The organism is Danxiaibacter flavus (assembly GCF_041060425.1).
In the GTDB taxonomy this organism is placed as follows: domain Bacteria; phylum Bacteroidota; class Bacteroidia; order Chitinophagales; family Chitinophagaceae; genus Danxiaibacter; species Danxiaibacter flavus.
In genome coordinates, this window is record NZ_JAULBC010000005.1 from 197,770 (window position 1) to 223,471 (window position 25,702).

26 protein-coding genes are annotated in these 25,702 nt (G+C 40.9%); 15 read left to right on the forward strand and 11 right to left on the reverse strand.

Going from position 1 to position 25,702, the window contains the following annotated elements; all coding sequences use genetic code 11:
- Window positions 1–129: 129 nt before the first annotated feature.
- Entirely contained in the window at window positions 130–558 is a 429-nt protein-coding gene (locus QTN47_RS15730) for a GNAT family N-acetyltransferase (protein WP_369330351.1), read from the reverse strand.
- A gap of 164 nt (window positions 559–722) precedes the next feature.
- On the opposite strand from QTN47_RS15730, the gene QTN47_RS15735 reads away from it, so the two are divergent.
- From QTN47_RS15735 to rnc, 3 genes are all read left to right on the forward strand, one after another.
- Window positions 723–959 carry an acyl carrier protein gene (locus QTN47_RS15735; protein WP_068244159.1) on the forward strand — a complete coding sequence of 79 codons (237 nt, stop codon included), beginning with the start codon at window positions 723–725 and terminating at the stop codon, window positions 957–959.
- A 102-nt stretch (window positions 960–1,061) separates the two neighbouring features.
- Window positions 1,062–2,315, forward strand: a complete 1,254-nt coding sequence (fabF, locus tag QTN47_RS15740; protein ID WP_369330352.1) for a beta-ketoacyl-ACP synthase II — start codon at window positions 1,062–1,064, stop codon at window positions 2,313–2,315.
- Between the two features lie 4 nt (window positions 2,316–2,319).
- Window positions 2,320–3,027, forward strand: coding sequence for a ribonuclease III (rnc, locus tag QTN47_RS15745; RefSeq protein WP_369330353.1), 708 nt, complete (start codon window positions 2,320–2,322; stop codon window positions 3,025–3,027).
- A gap of 149 nt (window positions 3,028–3,176) precedes the next feature.
- On the opposite strand, the gene QTN47_RS15750 is transcribed toward rnc, so the two are convergent.
- From QTN47_RS15750 to mce, 3 genes are all read right to left on the reverse strand, one after another.
- On the reverse strand, window positions 3,177–3,488 hold the full coding sequence (locus QTN47_RS15750; RefSeq protein ID WP_369330354.1) for a helix-turn-helix domain-containing protein: 312 nt from the start codon (window positions 3,486–3,488) through the stop codon (window positions 3,177–3,179).
- Window positions 3,460–3,834 carry a type II toxin-antitoxin system RelE/ParE family toxin gene (locus tag QTN47_RS15755; protein ID WP_369330355.1) on the reverse strand — a complete coding sequence of 125 codons (375 nt, stop codon included), beginning with the start codon at window positions 3,832–3,834 and terminating at the stop codon, window positions 3,460–3,462. Before QTN47_RS15755 ends, QTN47_RS15750 begins: the two co-directional genes overlap by 29 nt.
- A gap of 209 nt (window positions 3,835–4,043) precedes the next feature.
- Entirely contained in the window at window positions 4,044–4,445 is a 402-nt protein-coding gene (gene mce / locus QTN47_RS15760; protein WP_369330356.1) for a methylmalonyl-CoA epimerase, read from the reverse strand.
- Between the two features lie 108 nt (window positions 4,446–4,553).
- Between mce and QTN47_RS15765 the strand changes: the two genes are divergently transcribed.
- The 6 genes from QTN47_RS15765 (at window position 4,554) to QTN47_RS15790 (ending at window position 9,411) form a co-directional block, all read left to right on the forward strand.
- Entirely contained in the window at window positions 4,554–5,771 is a 1,218-nt protein-coding gene (locus QTN47_RS15765; protein ID WP_369330357.1) for an IscS subfamily cysteine desulfurase, read from the forward strand.
- A 137-nt stretch (window positions 5,772–5,908) separates the two neighbouring features.
- Window positions 5,909–6,325 (forward strand): Fe-S cluster assembly scaffold IscU, encoded by a 417-nt coding sequence (iscU, locus tag QTN47_RS15770; protein WP_369330358.1) that lies wholly within the window; start codon window positions 5,909–5,911, stop codon window positions 6,323–6,325.
- Window positions 6,326–6,497: 172 nt separating this feature from the next.
- Window positions 6,498–6,857, forward strand: a complete 360-nt coding sequence (locus QTN47_RS15775) for a HesB/IscA family protein (protein ID WP_369330359.1) — start codon at window positions 6,498–6,500, stop codon at window positions 6,855–6,857.
- 133 nt (window positions 6,858–6,990) lie between these two features.
- On the forward strand, window positions 6,991–8,274 hold the full coding sequence (locus tag QTN47_RS15780; RefSeq protein ID WP_369330360.1) for a UDP-N-acetylmuramoyl-tripeptide--D-alanyl-D-alanine ligase: 1,284 nt from the start codon (window positions 6,991–6,993) through the stop codon (window positions 8,272–8,274).
- Window positions 8,275–8,358: 84 nt separating this feature from the next.
- Window positions 8,359–8,670, forward strand: a complete 312-nt coding sequence (locus tag QTN47_RS15785; RefSeq protein WP_369330361.1) for a rhodanese-like domain-containing protein — start codon at window positions 8,359–8,361, stop codon at window positions 8,668–8,670.
- Window positions 8,671–8,952: 282 nt separating this feature from the next.
- Window positions 8,953–9,411 (forward strand): DUF983 domain-containing protein, encoded by a 459-nt coding sequence (locus QTN47_RS15790; protein WP_369330362.1) that lies wholly within the window; start codon window positions 8,953–8,955, stop codon window positions 9,409–9,411.
- A gap of 124 nt (window positions 9,412–9,535) precedes the next feature.
- Here the strand turns inward: QTN47_RS15790 and QTN47_RS15795 are convergent, their stop codons facing one another.
- Complete coding sequence (locus QTN47_RS15795; protein WP_369330363.1) at window positions 9,536–10,978, reverse strand: sigma-54-dependent transcriptional regulator; 1,443 nt, start codon at window positions 10,976–10,978, stop codon at window positions 9,536–9,538.
- A 230-nt stretch (window positions 10,979–11,208) separates the two neighbouring features.
- On the opposite strand from QTN47_RS15795, the gene QTN47_RS15800 reads away from it, so the two are divergent.
- Window positions 11,209–11,607: a response regulator gene (locus QTN47_RS15800; RefSeq protein WP_369330364.1), complete on the forward strand. Its 399-nt coding sequence runs from the start codon at window positions 11,209–11,211 to the stop codon at window positions 11,605–11,607.
- Window positions 11,608–11,822: 215 nt separating this feature from the next.
- On the opposite strand, the gene QTN47_RS15805 is transcribed toward QTN47_RS15800, so the two are convergent.
- The 6 genes from QTN47_RS15805 to QTN47_RS15830 all read right to left on the reverse strand — a co-directional run bounded on the left by QTN47_RS15805 (window position 11,823) and on the right by QTN47_RS15830 (window position 17,358).
- Window positions 11,823–13,256: an ATP-binding protein gene (locus tag QTN47_RS15805; RefSeq protein WP_369330365.1), complete on the reverse strand. Its 1,434-nt coding sequence runs from the start codon at window positions 13,254–13,256 to the stop codon at window positions 11,823–11,825.
- 77 nt (window positions 13,257–13,333) lie between these two features.
- Window positions 13,334–14,818 (reverse strand): alpha-amylase, encoded by a 1,485-nt coding sequence (locus QTN47_RS15810; RefSeq protein WP_369330366.1) that lies wholly within the window; start codon window positions 14,816–14,818, stop codon window positions 13,334–13,336.
- 119 nt (window positions 14,819–14,937) lie between these two features.
- Window positions 14,938–15,423, reverse strand: coding sequence for a hypothetical protein (locus QTN47_RS15815; RefSeq protein ID WP_369330367.1), 486 nt, complete (start codon window positions 15,421–15,423; stop codon window positions 14,938–14,940).
- A gap of 131 nt (window positions 15,424–15,554) precedes the next feature.
- Window positions 15,555–15,701, reverse strand: coding sequence for a lmo0937 family membrane protein (locus tag QTN47_RS15820; protein ID WP_369330368.1), 147 nt, complete (start codon window positions 15,699–15,701; stop codon window positions 15,555–15,557).
- 30 nt (window positions 15,702–15,731) lie between these two features.
- On the reverse strand, window positions 15,732–16,208 hold the full coding sequence (locus QTN47_RS15825) for a hypothetical protein (RefSeq protein WP_369330369.1): 477 nt from the start codon (window positions 16,206–16,208) through the stop codon (window positions 15,732–15,734).
- 70 nt (window positions 16,209–16,278) lie between these two features.
- Window positions 16,279–17,358, reverse strand: coding sequence for a DNA topoisomerase IB (locus QTN47_RS15830; protein WP_369330370.1), 1,080 nt, complete (start codon window positions 17,356–17,358; stop codon window positions 16,279–16,281).
- A 241-nt stretch (window positions 17,359–17,599) separates the two neighbouring features.
- Between QTN47_RS15830 and QTN47_RS15835 the strand changes: the two genes are divergently transcribed.
- From QTN47_RS15835 to QTN47_RS15855, 5 genes are all read left to right on the forward strand, one after another.
- Window positions 17,600–18,088: a hypothetical protein gene (locus QTN47_RS15835; protein WP_369330371.1), complete on the forward strand. Its 489-nt coding sequence runs from the start codon at window positions 17,600–17,602 to the stop codon at window positions 18,086–18,088.
- A 678-nt stretch (window positions 18,089–18,766) separates the two neighbouring features.
- The gene (locus QTN47_RS15840; RefSeq protein ID WP_369330372.1) at window positions 18,767–21,907 is read left to right on the forward strand and encodes a histidine kinase dimerization/phosphoacceptor domain -containing protein; all 3,141 of its coding nucleotides are present in this window, start codon (window positions 18,767–18,769) and stop codon (window positions 21,905–21,907) included.
- 6 nt (window positions 21,908–21,913) lie between these two features.
- Window positions 21,914–22,654 (forward strand): response regulator, encoded by a 741-nt coding sequence (locus QTN47_RS15845; protein WP_369330373.1) that lies wholly within the window; start codon window positions 21,914–21,916, stop codon window positions 22,652–22,654.
- 341 nt (window positions 22,655–22,995) lie between these two features.
- Window positions 22,996–23,661, forward strand: a complete 666-nt coding sequence (locus tag QTN47_RS15850) for a peroxiredoxin (protein WP_369330374.1) — start codon at window positions 22,996–22,998, stop codon at window positions 23,659–23,661.
- 846 nt (window positions 23,662–24,507) lie between these two features.
- Window positions 24,508–25,692, forward strand: a complete 1,185-nt coding sequence (locus QTN47_RS15855; RefSeq protein WP_369330375.1) for an NAD(P)/FAD-dependent oxidoreductase — start codon at window positions 24,508–24,510, stop codon at window positions 25,690–25,692.
- The last annotated feature ends 10 nt before the right edge of the window (window positions 25,693–25,702 follow it).

Below are 25,702 nucleotides of genomic sequence, written 5' to 3' on the forward strand. Positions count from 1 at the left end.
TAATACCACCTTTGTATACTATAACGTAGTTGGTGGCTAAATAGTTTCTTTCAGCAATTAAATGCGGTGAAAATGTCTAGATTAAATTGAATATCCGAAAAATATAAGATTGATTTAATTATCAATTGCTTAAAGTGCTTTCTCCATCTCGTAGTGCGGCACGGTTACTTCTATAAACTCGTCGCCTATTTTGACATAGCCCAGTTTTTCATAAAAACCCAACGCAGTTTTGCGGGCATGCATGCATATTTTCTTAAATCCGCGGTCGCGGGCAACATTTTCTGCAAAAATCAATATAGCCCTTCCAAGCCCCTTTCCCTGTAAACCCGAAGTAACTGCCATTTGGCGTAATCTTAGAATTCCAGGTTCAATTTCGGTCAGCAGGCAGCAACCTTCCATTTTATCATCGTCAAAACATCCAATTAAAATATCATGCTTCTCTTTTTCCAGTTCTTCGGGCAAAAAAGTAAGTCCGAGTGGTTTACGAAGCATTTGCATGCGTAAATCCACCATTTGTTTATACTCTTTTGAACCGTAATCAATAAGTTTTAGTGCCATACAACCAGTTTGCGCCCGAATATACCAATCATTTTTTACAAAAAAGGCAGCTTTAAAAAAACAAACAAACAGAAGTTTTTACAATATGTGCAAACAAAAAAGCCATAACTCATTGTGTATTGGTCAAAAATTATATTTTTGCGCCTGTATCAAAACTTACAACAATGTCAGACATTGCAACAAGAGTTAAAAAAATTATAGTTGACAAGTTAGGTGTTGACGAAGCAGAAGTAACCAATGAGGCTTCTTTCACCAATGATTTAGGTGCTGATTCTTTAGACACCGTGGAGTTAATTATGGAGTTCGAGAAAGAGTTTAACATCTCCATTCCTGATGAGCAGGCTGAGACAATCACTACTGTGGGTCAGGCTATTACTTACCTGGAAGAGCACGCTAAATAAGGAAATTATCCTTTTTTTGTTATGCAATAATTACAATCCGCCTACGGTAGCAAAAAAGTACTCGAAGGCGGATTTATCACTTTCAAACACAGGCTTATTTGTATGCAGTTAAAAAGAGTTGTTGTTACTGGCATGGGTGCCATTACTCCTTTGGGAAATACATTGCAGGAATTCTGGGATGGCTTGGTTAATGGTGTATCCGGTGCTGATTTCATCACCCAATTTGACGCATCAAAATTTAAAACCAGGTTTGCCTGCGAAGTGAAAAATTTCGACCCTACAAGCTATCTTGATAAAAAAGAAGCCCGTAAAATTGACCGTTTCTCTCAATTTGCTCTTGTAGTAAGTGACCAGGCAATGGCTGACGCCGGCCTTCACAGGGATACCATTAATGCGGACAGAGGCGGTGTGGTGTTTGCCAGCGGTATCGGCGGTATTAATACATTCCAGACTGAAGTTTCCGAATATGCAAAAGGCGATGGAACTCCGCGTTTCAACCCCTTCTTCATTCCTAAAATGATCCTGGATATTGCTGCCGGCCAAATTTCTATGCGTCACAACCTGAGAGGACCCAACTTTGCTGTTGTAAGTGCTTGCGCCAGCAGTACCAACAGTTTAATGGAAGCATACAATTTGCTTCGCCTTGGTAAAGCCGACTTCATTCTTGCAGGTGGCAGTGAATCTGTTATCTGCGAAGCCGGTGTGGGTGGTTTTAACGCCATGAAAGCCATGAGCGAAAGAAATGATGATCCAAAAACTGCAAGCCGCCCCTATGACAAAGACCGTGATGGCTTTGTTATGGGAGAAGCTGCTGGTATTGTTGTTCTGGAAACCCTTGAAAGCGCATTAGCAAGAGGCGCCCGCATTTATTGCGAAATAGCAGGTGCCGGTGCTACAGCAGACGCTCACCACATCACTGCTCCTCACCCCGAAGGACTTGGTGCCAGAAATGTTATGATTGCCGCATTGGAAGATGCAGGCATGAAGGCGGAAGATATTGATTACATCAATACTCACGGAACATCCACCCCATTGGGTGATGGCGCTGAAGTAAAAGCAATTACAGATGTATTTGGCGAGCATGCTTATAACCTGAACATCAGTTCAACAAAATCTATGACAGGCCATTGCCTTGGTGCAGCAGGTGTTATTGAAGCGATTGCTTGTATAGAAAGCGTTGTTAATGATGTTGTTCCGCCTACCATTAACCACTTCACAGACGATCCCGACCTTGATCCGAAACTTAATTTTACCTTTAACAAAGCGCAAAAGCGTACAGTAAATGCTGCCCTGAGTAACACCTTTGGATTCGGCGGGCATAACGCATGCGTTATTGTTAAAAAATACGTAGCTTAACATTGTGGGCTTATTTAAAAACATTTTTAGCCGGAAAGGCGAGCCATCATTTGAAAGCCAACTGAGAAATGTGTTGGGATTAAAACCCGGCAATACAACCTTATACCGTATTGCGCTAAGTCATCGTTCCGTAAAAGAAGGGGCTGATGAGAACAACGAACGCCTTGAATACCTGGGCGATGCGGTGTTAAGTGCTATTGTAGCTGATTATCTTTTTAAACGTTATCCATACAAAGGAGAAGGTTTTCTTACTGAAATGCGCAGTAAGATGGTAAACCGGCAGCAATTGAATGATATTGCGCTAAAAATGGGTTTGAAAAGGCTTACGATGTACAATAAGTTTGATAATGCCCTGAAGGCCAGCCAGATATTCGGAAATACACTTGAAGCCCTTATTGGAGCCGTTTATCTTGACAAGGGCTACATCAAAACCCAAAGGTGGGTGCTCCGCAGCATCGTTATCCCTCACATGTTTGTGGACGATCTCGAACAAATTGACATCAATCTTAAAAACAGGCTGATCGGTTGGGCCAGTAAAAATGGCAAAACCCTTGAGTTTGAGACCATTGATGAAAAGTTGGAGAATGGTCGCCGCATTTTCACCATCGCAGCTGTACTGGACGGTGAAGCCATATCGCAGGGCCGCGGATTCAATAAAAAAGACGCCAGCCAGATAGCTGCGCAACAGGCAATAGAGAAGCTGGGAATCTGATGGCTGTGAGCTATCAGCTGTCAGCTATGAGCTTAAGTACTCTCTCAATCCAAATTCAGGTACTAATATTTTTCCGTTCACAGATTTGAGCACTCCTTCATTTTAGAGAGCGTAAAAGGTTTTATTCACACATTTATTCGTACCACGCTTTAGTGAATAACAAGTTCCAGTCTTCTGTTTAGTCCTTGCTCTATAATTTTAAACAACGTTGAAAGCTGAATATCTGCGTGCCCATTTTCGATTCTTGAGATATAACTCTTCTTCGTTCCAGTTTTCTCAGCCAGTTCAGATTGAGTAAGATTAGCTTTCGCCCTTTCTTCTTTGAGCATTTCACCCAAAATAAAGGCCTGTGACTTTATCTCAAAATCTGTCCTTCCCGGCGTTCCGGGCAATCCGTATTTCTTGTCGAGCTGCTTATCCCAGGAGACAAGTTTATTTTTTGATTTTTTTTCTGACTTCATTTTCCTCAGTGATTTGCTTATCAAGAAAGTATTGTTTTTTTAGTTTTACAGCCAACTCAATTTCTCTTTTAGGAATTTTCTGCGCTTTCTTTTGAAATGAGTTTATGAGAATGATCAAATTTCCTTTATCAAAAAAACAAAATATCCGGTAGATGTTGTTTTGATATTCTACTCTGATCTCATAAATACCATCCGTTCCATCAAGATGCTTTAAAAATCGTTTAGGAACCTGATCGATCTTTTTTACCAATTCAAATACATAATCAATTTTTTCCTGGACTTCCTGGCTTATAGACAGATAGAATTCTGGAAAATACTTGCCGTACGATAGAATTTGCCTTTCCATCAATTAAACAAAGGTAACTAATTAGTGAACATTTAGGGTTGTCAATTCAAAATTAATGTTTACACGGACAACTGGGTAAATAATATTCAATTTATTCTTAATAATTCCAGCGTACTTTCTGTGCATTAGCGAAATTTTTATCCAGGTTGGATCGATTCAATTCGCATATCTGCACATCTGCCTCCTTTTGAATTTTTACTTCTCTATTTTCAATTAATCTCTTGGCACAATTCAATTAGCACACTATTCGTCGACTTAGGGTGAAGAAAACATACCAATTTGTTATCTGCACCGGGTTTGGGAACAGTGTTGAGCAATTGAAAACCTTCTGAAGCCAAACGGTCCATTTCTTTTTCAATATCAGCTACCTCAAACGCAATATGGTGAATGCCTTCGCCCTTTTTTGCGATGAATTTGCTGATTGCATTTTCATCACCGATTCCTTCCAGCAATTCGATTTTTGTATCGCCTTTCTTAAAAAAAGCCGTTGTAACATTTTCGGAGTCAACCTGTTCTTTCTTATAACATGCTGTATTTAACAGTTTTTCAAACAATTCGATTGAGGTTTCCAGGTTGCTGACTGCTATGCCTATATGTTCCACTTTCTGCATTTGGATTGATTTTCGATATAAGAAAATAGATGGTTTCTATTACCAGCGTCATGTAAAATAGAACCATTTGACCTAAATTTGTGATCTTATAAAAGAAATAACCGATTTATGCTTAAGTTACCTATTTATTTAGATAACAATGCTACCACACCTATGGATCCCCGGGTTCTGGAAGCCATGTTACCGTATTTCACTGAACATTTTGGAAATGCAGCCAGCCGTAATCACCCATTTGGCTGGGAAGCAGAAGAAGCCGTAGACTATGCGCGTGAACAAGTGGCTAAACTGATTGGCGCTGATCCAAAAGAGATCATCTTCACTTCAGGCGCTACGGAGAGTGACAACCTGGCTATTAAGGGTGTGTTTGAAATGTATGCAAGCAAGGGTAACCACATCATTACTGTTAACACTGAACATAAAGCCGTTCTGGATACATGTAAACATGTTGAAAAAAGCGGTGGCGAAGTAACTTATCTGCAGGTAAAGCCTAACGGCCTGGTTGACCTGGCTGAGCTTGAAGCTGCCATTAAGCCTACAACTATTTTAATCGCAATTATGTATGCTAACAACGAAATAGGCGTTGTTCAGCCGGTTAAAGAGATCAGCAATATTGCAAAAAAACACGGTGTACTGTTCTTTACAGATGCAACCCAGACTGTTGGTAAAATACCTGTTGATGTGTTGAAAGATGGTATTGACCTGATGGCCTTCAGCGGCCACAAAATGTACGGGCCTAAAGGCGTAGGCGCTTTATACGTTCGTCGCAAAAACCCGAGGGTTAAAGTTACTGCGCAGATAGATGGTGGCGGCCACGAAAGAGGCATGCGTAGCGGTACGTTGAATGTTCCTGGTATTGTTGGCCTTGGTAAGGCTTGCGAACTGTGCCGTCTTGAAATGGAAGAAGATACAAAACGCATCAAAGCTTTGCGCGACAAACTGGAAAATGCTTTAATGGAAATTGAAGAGAGCTACCTGAACGGAGATAAAGACAGCCGCTTACCACATGTTAGCAATATCTCTTTCAAATATGTAGAAGGCGAAGGATTGATGATGGGCTTTAATAAAACAATCGCTGTATCATCCGGGTCTGCTTGTACTTCTGCATCTCTCGAGCCAAGCTATGTATTGAAGGCATTGGGTTTGGGCGATGATCTTGCCCACAGCTCACTGCGTTTTGGTCTTGGCCGTTTTACAACTGAAGATCAGATTGATTATACCATTCAGCATGTTAAAGACACTGTAAACAAATTGAGAGACATGAGTCCTCTTTGGGAAATGTTTAAAGAAGGTGTTGATATGAACAGCATAGAGTGGGCACATCATTAATAAGTACGAGGTTAGAAGTAGGAAGCACCTTGAGCAACGTTGCTAATTCTATTTAAACCTTTTGTTTTGAAAAGAAATAAGGCAAAAAGTAATCTAACCAGGCATTAAAAATTCATAACCGTTAATTCAAATTAGTCATGGCATATTCAGAAAAAGTAATTGATCATTACAGCAATCCTAAAAACGTAGGAACGCTTGATAAATCTTCGAAGAACGTTGGTACAGGCCTCGTTGGCGCACCTGAGTGTGGCGACGTAATGCGTTTGCAGATTGAAGTTGATGAAACTTCCGGCATTATTAAAGATGCTAAATTCAAAACATTTGGTTGCGGCTCTGCTATAGCATCATCTTCACTTGCAACAGAGTGGCTGAAAGGCAAATCTGTTGACGAAGCATTGAAGATCGACAATATGGAGATCGTAGAGGAACTGAATCTTCCTCCTGTAAAAATTCACTGCTCTGTACTCGCTGAAGATGCTATTAAAGCAGCTATCAACGATTACCGCAAGAAACAGGGACTGGAAGAGTTGGTGTTTGAAGAAAGAATCCACTAAAATGTACGGTGTACGATGTTAGATGTACGGTGTAATTGACAATTGACAGTTGAAAATTGACAATGACAGGAAGTGAAGCAATCTTGGTTCTCTACCTTACACCTGATACCTGACACCTGATACCTCAAAGCTGGCAGCTGATAGCTGAAAGCTCATAGCTAAATAGACAAACATGAGTGTAATAGCTGATAATGATAATGCAATACTGGTAAGTGATAAGGCAAAAGCAAAAGTTGCCAAACTGATGGAAGAAGCGGGTATTGCTGGTGATCCAAGTTATTTTTTGCGCGTTGGCGTTGTTGGTGGTGGATGTTCAGGATTGAGTTATAAACTTGATTTTGATAACGAAGCTAAACCAATGGACCAGGTGTTTGAGAATAACGGGGTGAAAGTTGTTACTGACCTGAAGAGTTTTCTTTACCTGGTAAATACAGAACTGGATTTCTCTGACGGTTTAAATGGTAAAGGGTTTTACTTTAATAATCCCAATGCCAGCCGTAGCTGTGGTTGCGGTGAGAGCTTCGCTGTTTAATTTGCGGATGGGCAAATATGCAGATGTGCGAATGAATTACTGATAGCTGAAAGCTTATATAATTGAATAAAAAAGATCGGGGTAACACAGCTCCGGTCTTTTTAGTTTTTTAACTTGTGCCAAATATATTTCTGTGACCATAGCAGCATTATACGAGATCTTCAGGCAACATCCTTCCATTGCGACCGATACAAGGAAACTGAAAAAAGGCGATTTGTTTTTTGCATTAAAAGGACCAAATTTCAATGGAAATCAATTTGCTTTACAGGCACTTGAAGCCGGCGCTTCGTACGCTGTTGTTGATGAAGATATTGATGCAAATGACGAACGTATCATCAAAACGGAGGACGCTCTTTCCACATTACAACAGCTTGCGAAATATCATCGGGAGCGGTTCAATATTCCTTTCATTGCGATAACAGGTAGTAATGGAAAAACAACAACAAAAGAACTTGTTGATGCGGTTGTATCATCTCATTATACAACGTATACAACCCAGGGAAATTTGAATAACCACATTGGCATTCCGCTTACGCTATTAAGTGTTAAGGATGATGCGCAGATGGCTGTTATTGAAATGGGTGCGAACCACCAGAAAGAAATCGCAGGTTATTGTGAATACGCCAAACCGACGCATGGCATTATCACCAATGCAGGTAAGGCCCACCTGGAAGGCTTTGGAGGCATTGAAGGTGTGAGAAAAGGCAAGGGCGAATTGTTTGATTACCTGAGAAGCACTAACGGTACTGCCTTTGCGTATGACGATTACAATTACCTTCATGAAATGGTCAAGGGTATTTCATCCGTTACATGGTATGGAACCAGGAACGGAACTGTAACAGGTGATGTGAAAACCAGTGAACCTTTTTTATCAGTTGCCATCACAAAAGGAGCGGGCTTTGATGAAATCAACACACAATTGGTCGGCGCTTATAATCTGCCCAATATTTTATGTGCAACTGCAGTGGGAAAATACTTTGGTGTACCCGACGAAAAAATAAAACAATCCATTGAACAATACACGCCTTCTAACAGCCGGTCCCAGCTTATAGAGAAGGACAGCAATAAAATAATACTGGACGCCTACAATGCAAATCCCACAAGCATGAAAGCGGCAATTGAAAATTTTGCGCAGCTTCATGCAGATAAAAAAGTGCTCTTGCTTGGCGGGATGATGGAATTGGGAGAAGAAAGTGTAAAAGAACATGAAGCACTTATCGGCTTGCTTAAACAATACAAATGGGAGAATGTCGTTTTGGTTGGCGGAGATTTCAGCAAAATCAACCATGATGGCTATATCTATTTAAACAATGCCGACGAAGCACGTAACTGGCTGCAACAGCAACAATTACAACGTGCATACGTACTTATTAAAGGATCGCGCAGTATGCAAATGGAGAAAGCCATCGCATTTTAAGATTCCTTTTGCTTGCAATTGTGTTTTATTGTTGGTACATTTACGACTACCAGATATCGCTATTTCTCACTGAACAATATTCCTATGACAAACTTTATCCAAGAATTTGCGAAAACATTTCTTTCCAAAAAGCAATTTCAGCAACTTTCCAAAGAAGGAGCCATTGTTATTGATGTAAGTGCACCAACAGAGTTTAGCGCAGGGCACCTGGAAAACTCGCGTAATCTGCCTTTGCAATCTTTAATTCAGAAAGTTCCCCAGCTAAGTGTTCAGAAAAAGCCTGTTATTGCAGTATGCCGTAATGGAGTAAAAAGCAGCCTTGCTGTTGCGCTTCTGTCCAACGCAGGAGTTGAAGCGTTTAATGGAGGGGCATGGCGGAATTTTGTGGAATGTTAGATGTACGGTTTTAGATGTACGATGTGGTCTTAAGTACGAGTTACGAAGTACGAAGTACTTAGGTGCAGCAGTATTATGTACGATATACGGTTTTAGATGTACGATGTGGTTTTAAGTACGAAGTACTTAAGTGCAGCAGCGTTATGTTGGACGCACCGTTTGCAATGCTGATAGCTGATTGCCAATGGCTAATTGCTAACAGCTGATAGCTAAAAGCCAATAGCTGACAGCTGATAGCTTTTACGTACCTTTGCAGCACAGCGATTTTAAATTGTTTTTATTATGAGTGGCGAGCGTAAACCATCTTATCTGTTAAGTGTATTAAGCAATAAGTGCCCAAGATGCAGGGAGGGAAGGATTTTTAAATCCGGTAATGCGTATGATCTTAAAGAAAGCAAGTATATTAAGATGAATGATAAATGTCCGGTATGCGGACAACCGACGGAGATAGAAGTTGGCTTTTATTACGGCACCGGCTATGTGAGTTATGCAATAACTGTTGCGCTTACTGTTGCCACTTTTATTGCCTGGTGGGTATTAATTGGATTTTCTATCCAGGACAACCGGATTTTCTATTGGCTGGGCCTTAATTCGCTTGTATTGCTGGTGCTTCAACCTGTCATAATGCGATTGTCGCGAAGCCTTTGGCTAAGCTGGTTTGTGAAATATGATAAGGATTGGGCCAACAAGCCTGCAGATCACAATGAACGTGTGGTACCGGAACAGATGGGGAATTGGTAAGAAGCTTGGAGCTGTCAGCTATGAGCTATCAGCCTTTAGTAGCCAGCACATCTGGCAGGCCGGAATAAATATTTACACAAATAGATTACAATAAAAAAGGCCTTGCGGTGCAAGGCCTTTTTTATTAGTTCAATTCCCTGGTTTCCTCGTAATTCCTGATTTTATTGTACAGGGTTTTCCGGTCTATGTTCAGAATTTCCGCGGCTTTCTTTTTATTAAAGTTTACTTCCTTAAGAAGGCTCATGATCGTTTCATATTCTGCCTTTGCCGCTGCATTCTTCAGGTCCCTTTCTTTTGAAACAGGTTGCTGTGGAGCAGCAGCGCCTGGAGTGGTGGCTGAGATCCGTTGCTCGGTATCAGTGATCAATGGTGCATTCTTAATTTCCCACGGCAAGGTAGAAGCACTTATTTTGCCTGAAGGTGTAAGCAGTACTGCCCTTCTTACCACGTTACGGAATTCCCTTAGATTACCCGGCCACGAGTATTGCAAAAACGTACTCATAACATCGTCATCAAAACCTTCTATTTGCTTGCCTATTTCCTGGTTGGTCTTTTCGAGAAAGAAATTTGCAAACAACGGTATGTCTTCTTTCCTGTTTCTCAGCGGCGGCAGATTGATGGAAAATTCATTGAACCTGTGGTAAAGATCTTCCCTGAACTTTCCACGCCTGTAAGCGTCCTGCAGGTTTTCGTTAGAAGCAACTATAATACGTACGTCAAGGCTCATTTCCTTGTTACCGCCAACTCTTTTGAATTTCCTTTCCTGGATAACCCTCAACAACGAAGCCTGAATATCGTAAGATAGGTTCCCGACTTCATCAAGGAAAAGTGTGCCTCCGTTTGCCAGCTCAAAATGGCCTTCCTTATCAGCTAATGCTCCTGTAAAAGCTCCTTTCACATGTCCAAACAATTCGCTTCCCGCAAGCTCTTTAGACAGCGTACCGCAATCCATCGCAATAAACGGTTTGTCTTTCCGGCTACTTCTGTCGTGAATTGTTTTAGCAATAACTTCTTTACCTGTTCCACTTTCTCCGTACAGAATAATACTGTAAGCGGTCGGAGCTACTATATCAATCTGAGTATACAGTTCCTTGGTAACAGGTGAAACCCCAACCATAAAATTGCTATTGGAAGACAGGGGCGCAAGCGCATTTTTTTCCTCGGGCTTTCTTGCTTCAGCTGCCTGGGAATGTTGCGGAGGCGAAGGCTCGCGTAAAGCCAGGGCAAGGACATTTAATACTTCATCCGGGATTAACGGCTTGGTAATGTAATCATAAGCGCCCAGCTTTATTACTTCCACAGCAGTTTTAATGTCGGAATATCCGGTGATTATAAATACGATTGTCTCCGGATTCATTTGTTTGATCGCCACGAGTACATCCTTACCTTCTTTATCTCCCAGCCTGTAGTCACATAACACAATATCAAACGGTGTTTCTTTGCATTTTGCTATCCCTTTCAAGCCGCTGTGAGAAACTTCTACTTCGTAGCCGTTTTTCATAAGTAACCTGCTAAGCAGTGCGCACATGTCAATATCATCATCAATGATGAGTACTCTTTTTTTCATACGATTTTTTTACTGTTTAACATTATAAGCCACAGTAGGATTCAGGTTTTGTCTTTATAAAGTTACATTATCGGAACCTCTTTTGGCAGAGAGGCAGTTATTCTTTGTCAATAAAAATGCCTAAAATGATTAAACGTCATTTTTTCTCAGAGATGCAGTTTTCAACACCGAAACTATGGCACATTTTTATGATCGTACCCTTTGAAAATTTGCGGTTTTAATCATTTGACATGAATAGAGGAAAAAGTATTACCCATTCAATCGCTCATTCAACGCTACAGGTTTTGATAGTAGATGATGAAGTTGATATATGCTATTTACTTACTGGAATGCTCCGTCAGAAAAAAATTAGAACTACCTATGTAAATACACTGTCTGACGCCGAATTACTGTTAAAAAAGGAAATACCGCAAGTGGTTTTTTTAGATAACCATTTGCCTGACGGGCTCGGATTGGATTTCATTTCCTATATAAAAAAGTATTATCCATTGACCAAAATTGCCATGATTACTGCAAATGATACTTATGCGGACAGGCAGAAAGCGGCGCATGAAGGGGCAGATTTTTTCGTAAGTAAACCATTTTCCAGGCAAACAATTTACAATATCGTCACCGAGGCAACCTCATAGTGTGGATTTTTTTCCCCATTTTTAATTGGTAAAATTTAAATATATTTGTTCTCTGCACGGTTCAGGAAGTATTTGAACCGTTCTTACTAAAAAAGATCTTTTTAAAATCGCTACCTATATCTGAATATTAGCAATAATATTCAAACAATGGTTTCTTAATTGAAACAGTTGTTAACCTTGAAATCACAGCCCTTGTTGTAAAACGAGGGCTTTTTTTAAGCTTCCAGCGTTATTGTAAAAGAAGTTCCCGTTCCCGGAGCGCTCATCACAGCAATTTTTCCGTTATGATTTAGTATGATATTTTGTGTACTGGTCAATCCCAGGCCTGTTCCATTTGGCTTTCGCGTGAAATAAGGTTCAAATAGTTTGCTTACTGTTTCCTCATCCATGCCGCTTCCATTGTCTGTAATCCTGATAAGGCATTTGTCACCATCTTTTTCGGTCTTTATGTTTAAAACACCGCTGGAAGATTCCATTGCCTCAACAGCATTTACAATAATGTTCAACAAGGCTATTTTCATCTTTTCAGGATCCACTTTTATATCGCAGAGGTTAGGATCGTAGCTTTTTTCCAGTTTAATATTTTTGAGATCAATCCGGTCCTTGGCGAGCATCAGCGTATCATCAACCAAATTATTAACGTTAACCTTTGTATACTGTAACTGAACAAATTTTGTGGAATTGAGCAGATCTGTTATCAGTTGATTTATACGACTTACATTTCTGTCAATCATCCCCATCAACAGCGCTATTTCTTCATTGTTGCCATCTATTTCTCCCCGTAATTGTTCTGAGGCAAGGCCAATATTCGTGAGCGGGTTTCTCACTTCGTGCGCCATTGTGCGGGCAATGCGGCCGGTCGCAGCAAATTTCTCAATGCTGCGCAGTTCAAGAAGTTCTTTGTTAGCGCTGTTAAGCTCTTCTATTCTTTTCTCCAGTTCATCCCTGTAAGCCATTGCGCGCAATTTGGCCTCTTCTTTCAGCTTGTTTTCTCTGTTGTAGATAATTACCGAATACAGGGCCAGCAGGGCCGCCAATAAAAAAGACGTGATGTTTACAAACCGTATCGCCGAAGAGAATGAATTCATATCCTCTGCGGGGTATTTAAGTGCATTCTTACCCTTCAATTGCATTTGGGAAATAATGGCTTTTGCAGAGTCCATGAACTTTTTTTCATCGAGTGCTTTTTGCCGAAGTTCAGGCGTAACAACATGCCCGTTCTCATTAAAGCTATTTACAGCAAGGGAAAAAAACTCGTAGCGCCTGTCAACAAGCTTTTTGAGCCTGGCAATTTTTTCCTGGGACTCGTCATCGCGTGCTATGTGTCTTAAAACTCTTAGTACAGAATCTGCTCTGCCGTGGCCATTTTTCAGAGGTTCAAGAAATGCAGCATTGTCAAAAGCCAGGTAACCGCGCATGGCAGTTTCCCCGTCTTTTGTATAGGAAATAACAAACTCAAGGTTGTTCAGGATGTCTTTTGTCTGATTAATGGTGGTCGCCTGCTTGATCAGCTGGTTTGAAGTATAAAATGTCAGAAGATATGAAATAAACAAAAGTGTAATGGCGGTAATAAAACCGATGCGTATCCGCCCGGCCAGTCGGGATGCAGCAGTGGTCTGTATATTTTGAAGGAGATTGATACTTTTCATCCGTTAAAGCAAGGGGTTTACTTTTCACAAATCAGCTATTTAAACACAATTTAAACAATTGTATTCATTGGTTCCGTTTAAGGCTTCTGCACCCAAACGCTCACAGATCCGGCCATTACCTGAAATTCGCCGCAACCATCCTCATCCAGTTTTATTTCACCTTCATGATTGCCTAAAAGGTCAATAAAGGTTTTTCCGGCGTTTCTTGCGCCGGTATCCATTGTCTTAAAACCATCTTCGCTATTGGAGATGATAACTGCACAGCCTGAATTCCCTACTTCATCTACACCTTCCCGGGTAAATCCAATACAATTGGGATGGTCCAGGTAATCTCTCTGTTCACCGTAAGCATATTGCTTCCTGGCTAAGATCAACTTGTCAATTTTATCGCAGGCAGGCAAAAATATTTCATAGTCATTTCCATCGCCCCCCTTATCTGTGTACGTTGCGCTAAACAGGTCCGGATAAAAAATACAGGGATAGCCTTGAGCCCTTAACAGGATAAGCGCATATGCAATCGGTTTAAACCATGCTTCAACAGGCGCTTCCAGGGCTTGCAAAGGTTGAGTATCATGATTGTCTACCAGTGTTACAGCCAGTTCCGGTCTAGTTGCTACTAATGTGTCATTGAATATTGTAGTAAGATCGTAGTCTTTTCCGGCATTTGAAGCTTTATGAAAATTGTTGTGCAGAGGCACATCAAATAAGCTCATGCGGCCTTCTGTAACATCTATATAATTCAGCAATGGGTTAAGATCAATAAACCAGTATTCTCCAACTGCAAACAGATCATCCTTTGTCTCGGCCCGCATAAAATCGAGCCATTCTTTATAAAAATCCTGATTGATATGCTTAACTGCATCTAATCGAACGCCGTCAAATTGCACGGTATCATAATACCATTTGCCCCATCTTTTCAGTTCTTCCCTCACAGCCGGATTTCTGAATTCAATGTCTGCAAACATAAGGTAGTCATAGTTGCCCATTTCCTCATCTACACCATCTTCCCAGCCCGGACCGTATTCGTTCTGAATACTGAAAATGGCGGTTTCCTCTAAATCTTTGGCATAGTCAATGCCCGAAAAACAACTATGATCCCAGATAAACTGTGAGTATTTTCCCTTCCGGGCAGGAAAGGTAAATTTTGTAAACGCTTCTATTTCAAACGTATCGCTGATGAACTTGTTTCTGTCTTCCGGATCAACCTTCCTGACTGGTATTTTTTCCGTTTCATCCGCTCCGCCCATATGGTTTAGAACTACGTCGATATAAACACGCAGTCCCGCAGCACGAGCTGCATTTACAGCCTCAATATACTCATCCCTGGTGCCATATTTAGTTCTGACAGAACCCTTCTGATCAAATTCACCCAGGTCATAAATATCATAAACATCATATCCCGGAGAAAAGCCACCCTCAGTGCTTTTATAGGCGGGCGGCAACCAAACCGAAGTAATGCCCATCTCTGATAAATTCTTTGCCTCGTCCTTAAGTTTGTTCCACACACTTCCGTCAGCAGGACTATACCAATGAAAGTACTGAAGCATTGTGCCATTAAGCATGAAATAAATATTTACTTTGAAACATGCATTTGGATCGTATCTAAAACTAAAAGAAGAATCAGATAAATAAAACCAAACACACTAAGTCCGGTCTGATTATAGCCGGAGATTACAGTACTTTAAAATATATCATCTTTACGTGATATCTCTTTTAGACTAAAACTGTTGAGCAGTTTAATTTTCAGGTAAGAATATAAAATCTCGTTGAGTTGAGACTGCATGGTATTTCTTATTTCAGAAAGAACCTCACTATCGTTTAGTACAGACCTGAAAGCTGATACAACTTCTTTCTCATAATGCATAGCACATTGAAACGGACAGTTAAAACTGATGTCATCATTCCTATCCTTTTCAGGTGTATGCAGGTCCTGCAGTGGAAATACATGTGAAAGACTATCCATTTGTCTCTGGATATTTTCCTCGCATGGCGCCGTTTCGGTAACAAAAGTGAGGATACTTCTTTTTAAATACTTGTCTTTTATCTGTAAGCCTACATTTTCCATTTTAATTCTCGACGCCCGCACTGTCGTTAATAGCTTTGCCAACTTAGCGAAAGAGTGGCGAATTTGTCTTCTTTCTCTGGTATTCAATGTGGGGTGTATCATGACAAGCATATTATATTCATTAGCTCAACAATTTTAATGCCTGTAATGTTTATTACAGGCATGGGAATGATTAAAAAAAAAATAATTCCTTAACATTTTTCTTTCGTTCCTGCTGTCTCTGTTTGTTTTAGCTATGCTCTTTGAATAAGACCCAGCAACAAAGAGACTACTGCTAAAACAATCAGGATATGGATTAAACCGGTTGCATTGTACACAAAGAACCCAAGCAACCAACCTATCACCAGTATTACTGCTATCAGATATAATATCGATCTCATAATTTTAAATTTAAGGTTAGAAATAATTAACTATAGGTTATATACATCTATCATGTAGGGAATTTCATCCTTACAACATGGGGGAAAATTCCACGCAAGATCCCCATTGAACATAATTATTTGCCACAGTCCGTTATCGCATTGTATTGCTGAAAACATATACCTGAAATTCTGATTGTAAATTTCAAATACGGTAAACTCTCCGGACAGATATTTATGATAACCAAAAGCATAGTTTGCTCCTCCCCCGGTAAACCATTGGATCGGCTTGTACTCATCACACTGGTAATTGAAATACCCGGCCAAACTCTGCCCGGTCTGTTTTGCGAGGCTCGTAAATCCCAGATCCTGCTCTATCCATTCTCCTGTTTCCACATCTGTAAAAAATATGTTTTCATAACCATCTTCAAAACAAACTTTAGCCATCAGGTGCATCGGGTGATCTATCAATGTAAAACTTGCCAGGGTGGCCTCTTCGCCATTTTGTATATATATTAAATGTTCCATTGTTCTGCTTTAAGTATTTTACTATCGCCGTTATAACTATACCGGATAAAAAATCTGTGCCACATTTGCTTTATAGCAGCTCATCTTCCAATATCTTCATTACTATTTTTTCTTCAGAGCTAAGTGTGGTTTCATTTTCATTGGTATCCATATTATTTAATTCGGTTATGTATTTTTCAAGGCTTTTGTCTTCGTACCTGGAAATAATGGCGGGGTGCACATAATATTTTCTGCACACTGTTCTTGTATTTCCAAGTTGTGTGGAGACAATGTCCAATGCCTGTACGATTTTTTTCTTGGCTTCGGTTTCCGTTTCAAAGAATTGAAGCTCCTTAAAGGCAAGCAACGCATGTATGGTGCCGTTCCAGGTACGGAAATCCTTGGCTGTAAAATCCTCGCCGGTTATTTCTTTTATGTAAGCGTTTACCATTCCCGAATCAATCTTTCTTCGCTCATTGTTTTCATCGTAATACTGAAATAACTCCTTGCCCGGTATGTCTTTACATTGTTGAACTATTCGTGCCAGCCGCCTGCTTTTTATACTCACATTCTGAAACACACCTTTCTTTCCTTTAAAGGAAAATTTCATATCGCTACCTTTTATGTCAACGTGGTTATCTTTTAGCGTGGTTAGTCCGTAAGAACCGTTGGCTTTCTCATAAGCGTTGTTGCCTACCCTTATTCCGCTCTTATACATAAGGCTTATGACTGCAGCCAGTACTTTTTGTTGAGGAAGACCGGGAAGGGAAAGATCTTCTTCTACCCTTTTTCTTATTGCTTCCAGGCTTTTACCAAATGCATGCAAGTGATAGAACTTGCTTATGTTACGGGCATCAACCCATAAAGGATGGTACTTATACTGCTTTCTGTTCCTGGCATCAATACCGGTAACCTGCAGGTGACCGTTTGAGAGATCACAAATCCAGACATTTTCCCATGCCGGCGGAATTACCAGTGATTTGATCCTTTCCAGGGTGGTTTTATTCCGGACTTTTTTTCCATTAAATACATAATCGAAAACATCTCCTCTCCTTATTCGTCGAATACCGGGGTTGGAATCACTCACATATTGCAAATGAATGGCTTTAGCCATTTGTTCACAGTCCATCAAGGACAGCCTGGGAAGTTTTTTAGAAAGAATTGCATTCATACAAGCGCGTACTATTATTGTACGGACGTAAAAAGAATTGTGCCTTATATATTTAAAGGCATTTTTTGTGGTAGTATGGCCGAGGACTGACGCCGACTGTAGATTTATATATTTTGCTGAGGAAAAAAATCATCAAAAATTAACGCGACGAGCTTAAGAAAAAGCTGCTTTAACATCTTAGCACGCTTTCGTGCAAAATGGTACAAGCCTTGTTTTATTTATAAGCGTAACGCTACCGCTTATGTTATATAATGATACAATAACCGAAAAGGGCAACCATCTGAAATTTCTTGCAGAAAAGATTTGTGAGATAAGAAAAGCGATATTCCGGGCTGATGTTGATACTATGCAAACCTTGCCAAACAACCTCATTAATACGCTGGACGTAGATGAAGAAGGACATGTCTGGTTTCTTACTTCAAGTAACGATAACTACACAAGATTCAGTGAGAAGGAGTTTTATGCATACCTCGAGTATTATCAAAAAGGACGCGATACGCGGTTGTTGGTAAGTGGCGTAGCAACTATTCAGGAAGACGCATTGATTCCCGAGAAATTTTCGGCACAGCGGGCTTACACAAACGGAACAACATTTATGATTAAGTTGAAGATTATGAAGGCGGAATATAGCTATGTTCCCAAAAAAGCCGGAAACTGGAAGGAATGGATCTCCCATCTCTGGAAGCGCTGCTGGCCGATAGAAACTTCCGGGCAATATGATCTTTTTTAGAACCTTTTACAATCATCTCCACTATACATGTCCTCTTATAAAAGAGGTTGGGTAAGCCCCAACCTCTTTTCTCCTTTTAGGGCTGATGGTACATCCAATTTCTTCCCCTGAAATAATTGCAACCGGCATCCTCAATAAGCAGCTTGATTAGAAAATTTGGTTTGCCACAATCAAAAATAACATGACAGGCCCTTGCCGTTGATAGCCCGTAGGGCTTACAGCTCAATAGACAATCTAATAATTTATGCTCCTCTTGTACGTAGGACATTAACCCTACATTGGTTAAAGCCCTAACGGGCTACGATTACCTGAACTCATTCATTTCTATTGAGCTTAATTCCCTACGGGAAAACTTGTCGTTGTTCTAAAATCTGCCATTTGCACTGCAGAATTTGGTTTACCACAATCAAAAATAGAATGAAAGGACGCTTGCGCAATCACGCGGACCGCTGTTGTTGATATGAGGCGGAGCAATGTCCTTAACCCTACCAACAAATTAGCGAGTTATACGTTTCACGAATTAGGGTTTTTCATTTTTTGAGCTTCTTACTTCCGTTTTGACAGTCGTCTCCCAGTTACACATTGCGAGATTTGATGGAAGCCCAATCATCAATATAATGTATCTTCAAGAACATAATGAAATGCCCCTTTCTTTACCGCTACACCTTGATTCTGGTTTTGCTAACAACCAGAATCGCTGTATGGGGGCAAAGTGCTGTTATTAACAATACAGTCGATTACACTATTACAAAAAGACTACTTTCCATAGAAGAGGGACTTGCATCTCACGAAGTATTTTGTGGCCTGCAGGATAAATCGGGCTTCATGTGGTTTGGAACACGAAATGGACTGAATCGTTATGATGGTAAAAATTGCCTGCTCTTTACCCGGCAGCGAAATAAACTACAGGACAATAAGGTTGTGCAGCTTGCAAAAGACGATGCCGGCAACCTGTTTATTGAATATGGCAGCACCGGCTTTCAGCTTACAACAAACGGCAAAGTGGACGTGATGAACGCTGCTACGCAGGAAGTACAAACACTCACAGCCGCCTTTCCAAACCTGCCTTTTAAAGAGCAGAATGTTTACTGGATCTCCAACGACGGCACAGACCAAATAAACTTTCTTACAGCCAATCCTTTCCAGCTCTGGAAATATTCTTCAAAAAAGGGATTTAAATTGCGATACCAGATTAACGACTGGGGATGGAAGGATTCTTTTCCCGCTATCGACTTTCGCAGTACCGGACCTCAATGCTTTTTTGCTAACGGAACAGCCCTGGTCAAACTGTTTAACAGAGCTAACCAATACTTAATAACGGATAAAACCGAAGTTATATTCACGCAGCCGGATGCTTTACGATCCCTGCCCATTGGCTTCAATAGTCAGAACGATCTGCTCATTGCTTATAACACTTCCACCGAAACGGACAGGTTTAATGTGGGTGCTGTAACACATTCGGGACGCAGTTTATTTCCTTACAATATTCAGCGCCCAGGTACAGATAGTATAAAAGGAAAATACTGGTACCAGATAGCCTGTTCTGCAGACGGTGCATCAAGTATACTTTACATTGGTACCGATGCACTCTATCTCTGGAATGAAAACACATTCCTGAAAATAGTGGACAAGTCAGAAATAAAGAATTTTGAGAATTTATTTCTTTACCAGCTCTTTCTCGACAATTTTGGAAACCGCTGGCTTTGTACTTCACTCGGCATATTGCAACTGAAGATCGAGAAGAACAGGTTTAAACAGTACTTCACCAATAAACAACAATTTATTGAAACAAACAGCCAGGCCCGGGGAATTTACGCGGATACAGAAGGCAGGGTTGTCGCCAATATATGGAGAAATACTTTTCTACAACAAAATGGCTACCAGAAAAATGTTGGCGACGCTGAGATAAAGTATGCACTTGTCAACCACAATTCTACCCTGTACTGTGGCGGTAGCAACCTGTTTCGCTACGATGAAAACAGCAACACACTTTCAAAATTTTCCGGCGGCTCAGGAACTGAAATATGGTCGATGCTTTCAGTTAATGACAGCCTTCTTTTGTTGGGAAGAACAAATGGATTTTTGTTGTTTAATTCCAACACCAAACAATTCGATTCTCTATCCTACTCGTCACAAGAAGCGAAATTTGTCTATCGCTTTTTTAAAGATGCAAATGATACCATATGGGCAGTAGCGGAGAATGGATTGTACAAAATTGTCAGAGACAATAAACAAACACCTTCGATCAACCGGCAATGGTCCGTTGTAAAATATCAATCCCGCTTCATCGACCAGCTTAGTTTACTGGATGCGTTTGCTGATGCCAGCGGAATATATTGGCTGGCAACAAATGGAGAAGGATTATACCGTTGGGATAGAAAGGCAAATAAATTTCAACAATTCAACATCACCGGAGGCTTTCCCTCCGATGTGTTATACAGAATTGAACCTGACAACTACAATAACCTTTGGATAAGTTCTGACTACGGGCTCATCCGCTTTAACACAAAAACCTTTGCTGTTAACACCTACACAACGGCCGAAGGTATATCGCATAATGAGCTCAACAGAACATCCTCCTTCAGGGCAAAAGACGGCAAATTGTATTTTGGAGGAATAGATGGTGTGAATGGGTTTGATCCTAAGGATTTTGAAGCTGATACCAGCTCGCTGAATGCCCCGTTACGCATTATTGCATTTAACCAGTTCGTGGGTCCGGAAAACAAACTTGTTAATAAAACAAGTGATTTGCTGGCAACATCACGAATTACACTTGGACCGGATGACCAGTTTTTCACACTCGAGTTCCGGCTACTGGATTTTGCCAGAGAAGAAGCAGACCGTTATGCATACAAGATCGAAGGCGTTGACAAGGGCTGGATCTACATCAACGAAAATTCTATTCGTATCAGCGGGTTGCCATATGGTAAATTTGCCCTCCATATTAAATCTCAGAATCGCGAAGGTGCCTGGAGCAAAAGCGAGTTAAACATTCCGCTAATTGTTTTAAAACCATTTTACCTGGAATGGTGGTTCATTACTTTACTGGCGGTATTATTTATTGCCGGCGTGTATGCCTTCATCAGGTTTAGAATAAACCAGCTTGCTGCAGATAAAAATAAGCTGGAACAAACGGTAAGCGAAAGAACGATACAGTTAAAACAATCATTATCCGAGCAGGCTGAATTGCTTGCTGAGAAAGATGTTTTGATGAAAGAGATACATCACCGTGTAAAAAACAATCTGCAGGTAATTTCCGGTCTTTTGGAATTACAGAGCAAAAGCATGGATGATGAAACTGCCAAAGAGGCCCTGATGGAAGGACGTAACCGTGTAAGAAGCATTGCATTAATTCACCAGAACCTTTACCAGTTTGAAAACTTAAGCGGCATCGAACTAAAGCAATTTGTTACTGATTTGTGCAGGCAGATTGAAAGTGTATATAAAAAACAACACCCGGTAGCTATGCATATTGATGTGCCGGTGCTATACCTGGATATTGATTCAGCTGTTCCCCTTGGTTTGATTCTGAATGAATTGTTATCCAATTCCTTCAAGTATGCCTTTAATAACGGTGTTAATGGAGAAATAAATCTTGAAATTCATACAGTAACAGAAGGAAGATACCAGCTGAAATTTTCGGATAACGGACCTGGCTTGCCGGAAGACTTCGATCTGAGCCGCGCAACTACCTTGGGCATACAATTGATCAACGACTTAAGCAGGCAAATTGGAGGCAATGTGAAATACGAGTATAAAGACGGCGCTCTGTTTATCATTAATTTTACTAACCGTAACTTACGTAAAAACGAAGACTAAAAACCTATGAGCGTTTTAAAAATAGGCGTTGTAGAGGACGAACTTGTGATAGCCAGAACTATTTTAAATACCCTGGATGAGCTTGGCTATGCGCAGTGCGGACCTGCAATAAATTATACCGAGGCAATTGAAATGCTTGAACAAAACAGGCCTGATCTATTGCTTTTGGATATTCAATTATCAGGCAAAAAAGATGGCATTGATGTAGCACAAAAGCTGAATGAACTATATCATATACCGTTTATTTTTTTAACAGCAAACAGCGACGGAGAGACAATCGACCGCGCAAAAAAAGTGAGGCCAAACGCTTACATTGTAAAACCCTTTACCAAAGAAGAATTGTTCGCTGCCATTGAAATTGCATTCAGCAATTTTACCGGCAATCACCCTAATTCAAAGACAGAACAAGGCAGTGCTTATCATACAAAGGATTACATGTTTGTAAGAGATGGATATGTATTCAGAAAGATATTTTTTAGTGAATTGTTGTACCTGGAAAGTGACGCCAATTATGTTACACTGCACCTTAAATCTCAAAGGAAAGTAATGGTGCGATCGACTTTCAACGACTTCATTTCCCATTTGGATCAAAAAACCTTTATCCGCATCCATCGCAGTTATTCCGTAAACGTTAGCCTGGTAGATGATGTTTTTCCCACTGAAGTTACTGTTAGCGGCATCAGGATCCCCACCGGAAAATCTTATAGAGAGGATCTCCTGAAGGCGTTGGGTATTAATGAAACTTAAACGTTCCAACTTTCTTCTCCCAAACTTCCTGCTGTTCATCCCTAACCTGGCATATTCGTCCCTTTTATTTTAAAACCCCTCGGAGCAAGTGCAATTTTGTTCCTGATATGGCGCTACTGGATTTAGACAAGATTATTATTCAACGGACAGTTATCGGGATACGCTGCACAGCATGCGGCGGCAACCTGGTAGCTAAGAAGAGATCCGTCATATCAAGGATTATAGGCATAGTTTCTTTTGGACGATTGAAGCCGCAGCGATACGAGTGTGAAAACTGCAAAAAGAAACATCTGCTATTATAAATTAATCAACTAATTCAAGTACCAATAAAACTAAACTATATGAGTATCAGATTAGGCGACGTTGCGCCAGACTTTCAAGCCGAAACAACACAGGGCGTCATCAATTTTCACGAGTGGATTGGTGATGGCTGGGCTATTCTTTTTTCCCACCCAAAAGATTTTACACCTGTTTGCACTACCGAATTGGGTTATATGGCCAAACTAGCTCCCGAATTTGAACGAAGAAATTGCAAAGTGATTGGTTTGAGCGTGGACCCAGTAGAAAGCCATTTAAGATGGGAGAAAGACATAGAAGCAACTCAGGGATATGCGGTAAACTATCCGATGATCGGCGACTCAACGCTTGCTATTGCTAAACTGTATGAAATGCTTCCTGCGGACGAGGTGGGCACTTGCGAGGGCAGAACTGCGGCCACCAATCAAACAGTGCGTTCAGTGTTTATAATCGGACCTGATAAAAAGATAAAACTGCACCTGACCTACCCAATGACAACAGGCCGTAACTTTTATGAAATATTGCGCGTACTCGATTCTATGCAGCTAACAGCTGCACACAAAGTTGCTACCCCTGTAAACTGGAACAATGGCGACGATGTAATTATAGTTCCCGCAGTATCTGACGAAGAAGCAAAAGCAAAATTTCCCAATGGCTGGAAGACAGTTACGCCTTACCTGCGTATCGTGGGGCAGCCAGGAAAGAATTAGTTAAAGCAAAAAGCCTAACATTGTGAATTTAAAATCAACGTGAGGGTTTTGATATAGAATAATGTCACCCTTTCAGGGTTTGGGGAAAGTATATTTCGCTTCTCTATAATAATTTCATCCCTTCGGGATTTGTACCGGGGCACCCTCATTCACCTGAGCAAGTTGATATTGAAACTGAAAGCTCAAGTCGATTGAAAATGCTTTTGCGCTACGTTAGGTAGTCGTGGAATAGTATTATCGCAAATTGCGGCTCAATGTTCTTCTGGAAAGAGTTTTTACGCCGTATGCAATGTCTCAATCAGATTTACATTCAGGAGACCTCTCCTATCGTGCCAATGACAGATTTTATAATAGTTGCAATTTTTCCCGTAGGGAATTAAGCTCAATAGAAATAATCGAATCGAGAACCTCATAGCCCGTTAGGGCTTTAACCAAATTAACAGGGTTAATGTCCTACGGACAAATAAGGACCTTGCGTGTTAGGACTTCTATTAAGCTATAAGCCCTACGGGCTATCGACAAAAGTGTGATGTCAACTCTTTTTGATTGTGGTTAACCAAATTACTCGTCGAGGGCACGGTACGGGGGCAGATTTTTCACATTGTCGCTTATTCGCCACAGGTGATGCTGCAATTATTTTTTCTGACAAGCCGGGATCGCGACGATAGGAAATATCTGCCAAATTTGACGATCTATGCTCGACTAAACGACATTGGATTAACAAGTATTCTGATTCATTTTAAAATGCAAATAAAACAGTGTATGCTTGCAGCAGGGTACTTCGTACCTCGTAATTCGTACTTATAACAGCCTTCTTCATTTTTAACCACCTTTAAAGTCCATACAATGAAGCTACGGGTAATAGTATTGGGTGCAGGTTTTGGAGGATTGGAACTCAGTTCAATACTTTCTGAAACAATAGGCGATAATCTCGATCTTACCTTAATAGATCAAAACGACTCTTTTTTCTTCGGCTTTTCAAAGCTTGATGTAATGTTTGGCCACAAGGCTGCTAACACAGTTAAGATTCCATACAGCAGCATTACCAAGCCCGGTGTGCGTTTTTGCAAAGAAATCATTACAGCCATAGACCCGGTTACCAAAACTGTTACTACACCGAATGGAACGCATAAGGCCGACGTCCTGGTAGTTGCACTCGGTGCCAACTATGATATAGCAGCGACACCCGGACTTGCTGAATACGGCAATGAATACTATACATTTGAAGGTGCCGTAAAATTGCGCGACATAATTCCCAACATTAAGAAGGGACATGCAATTGTTGGTGTTTGTGGCGCGCCTTTTAAATGTCCGCCTGCTCCGAGCGAAGGCGCATTGATGCTGCATGATTATCTCACAAGCGGTGGCTTACGTGATGAATGCACCATAAGTCTTGTGATCCCCTTTGGAAGCCCTATCCCACCATCGCCTGATTCTTCAAAAGCATTGGTTAAAGCATTTGAAGAAAGAAATATTCAGTTTATTCCGCAACACAAAGTGAGTGCACTTCGCGAGAAGACAGCCATCCTGGATGACGGGACTGAACTACCTTTTGATCTGTTCCTGGGCATTCCTAAACATGTGGCGCCCGATGTAGTACTACAAAGTGGCCTGACAGAGAATGGGTGGATACCTGTTGACAGGGCCAACCTGCTTACAAAATTTCCTGGTGTGTATGCAATCGGTGATGTTACCAGTATAGGAACGCCCAAAGCAGGTGTATTTGCCGAAGGCGCAGCAAAAATTGCAGCAGCTTCTATAATTGCTGCATACAGAGGAACAGAAAACGATAATCCATATACCGGCGCCGGATCTTGTTACATTGAATTTGGCAAGGGACAGGTTGCACGTGTTGACGTAGATTTCTTCTCCGGACCAAAGCCCTTTGGAATTCATCATGATGCATCCGAATTGTTGGTAATAGACAAGGAAATATTTGGCTCCAGCAGAAAAGCGCGCTGGTTTGGATTGAACGATGCAAAACAAGATGCAGCCACCGGTTTGGCTGAACAGGTTACACAAACAAATTAAATCTGAAAAA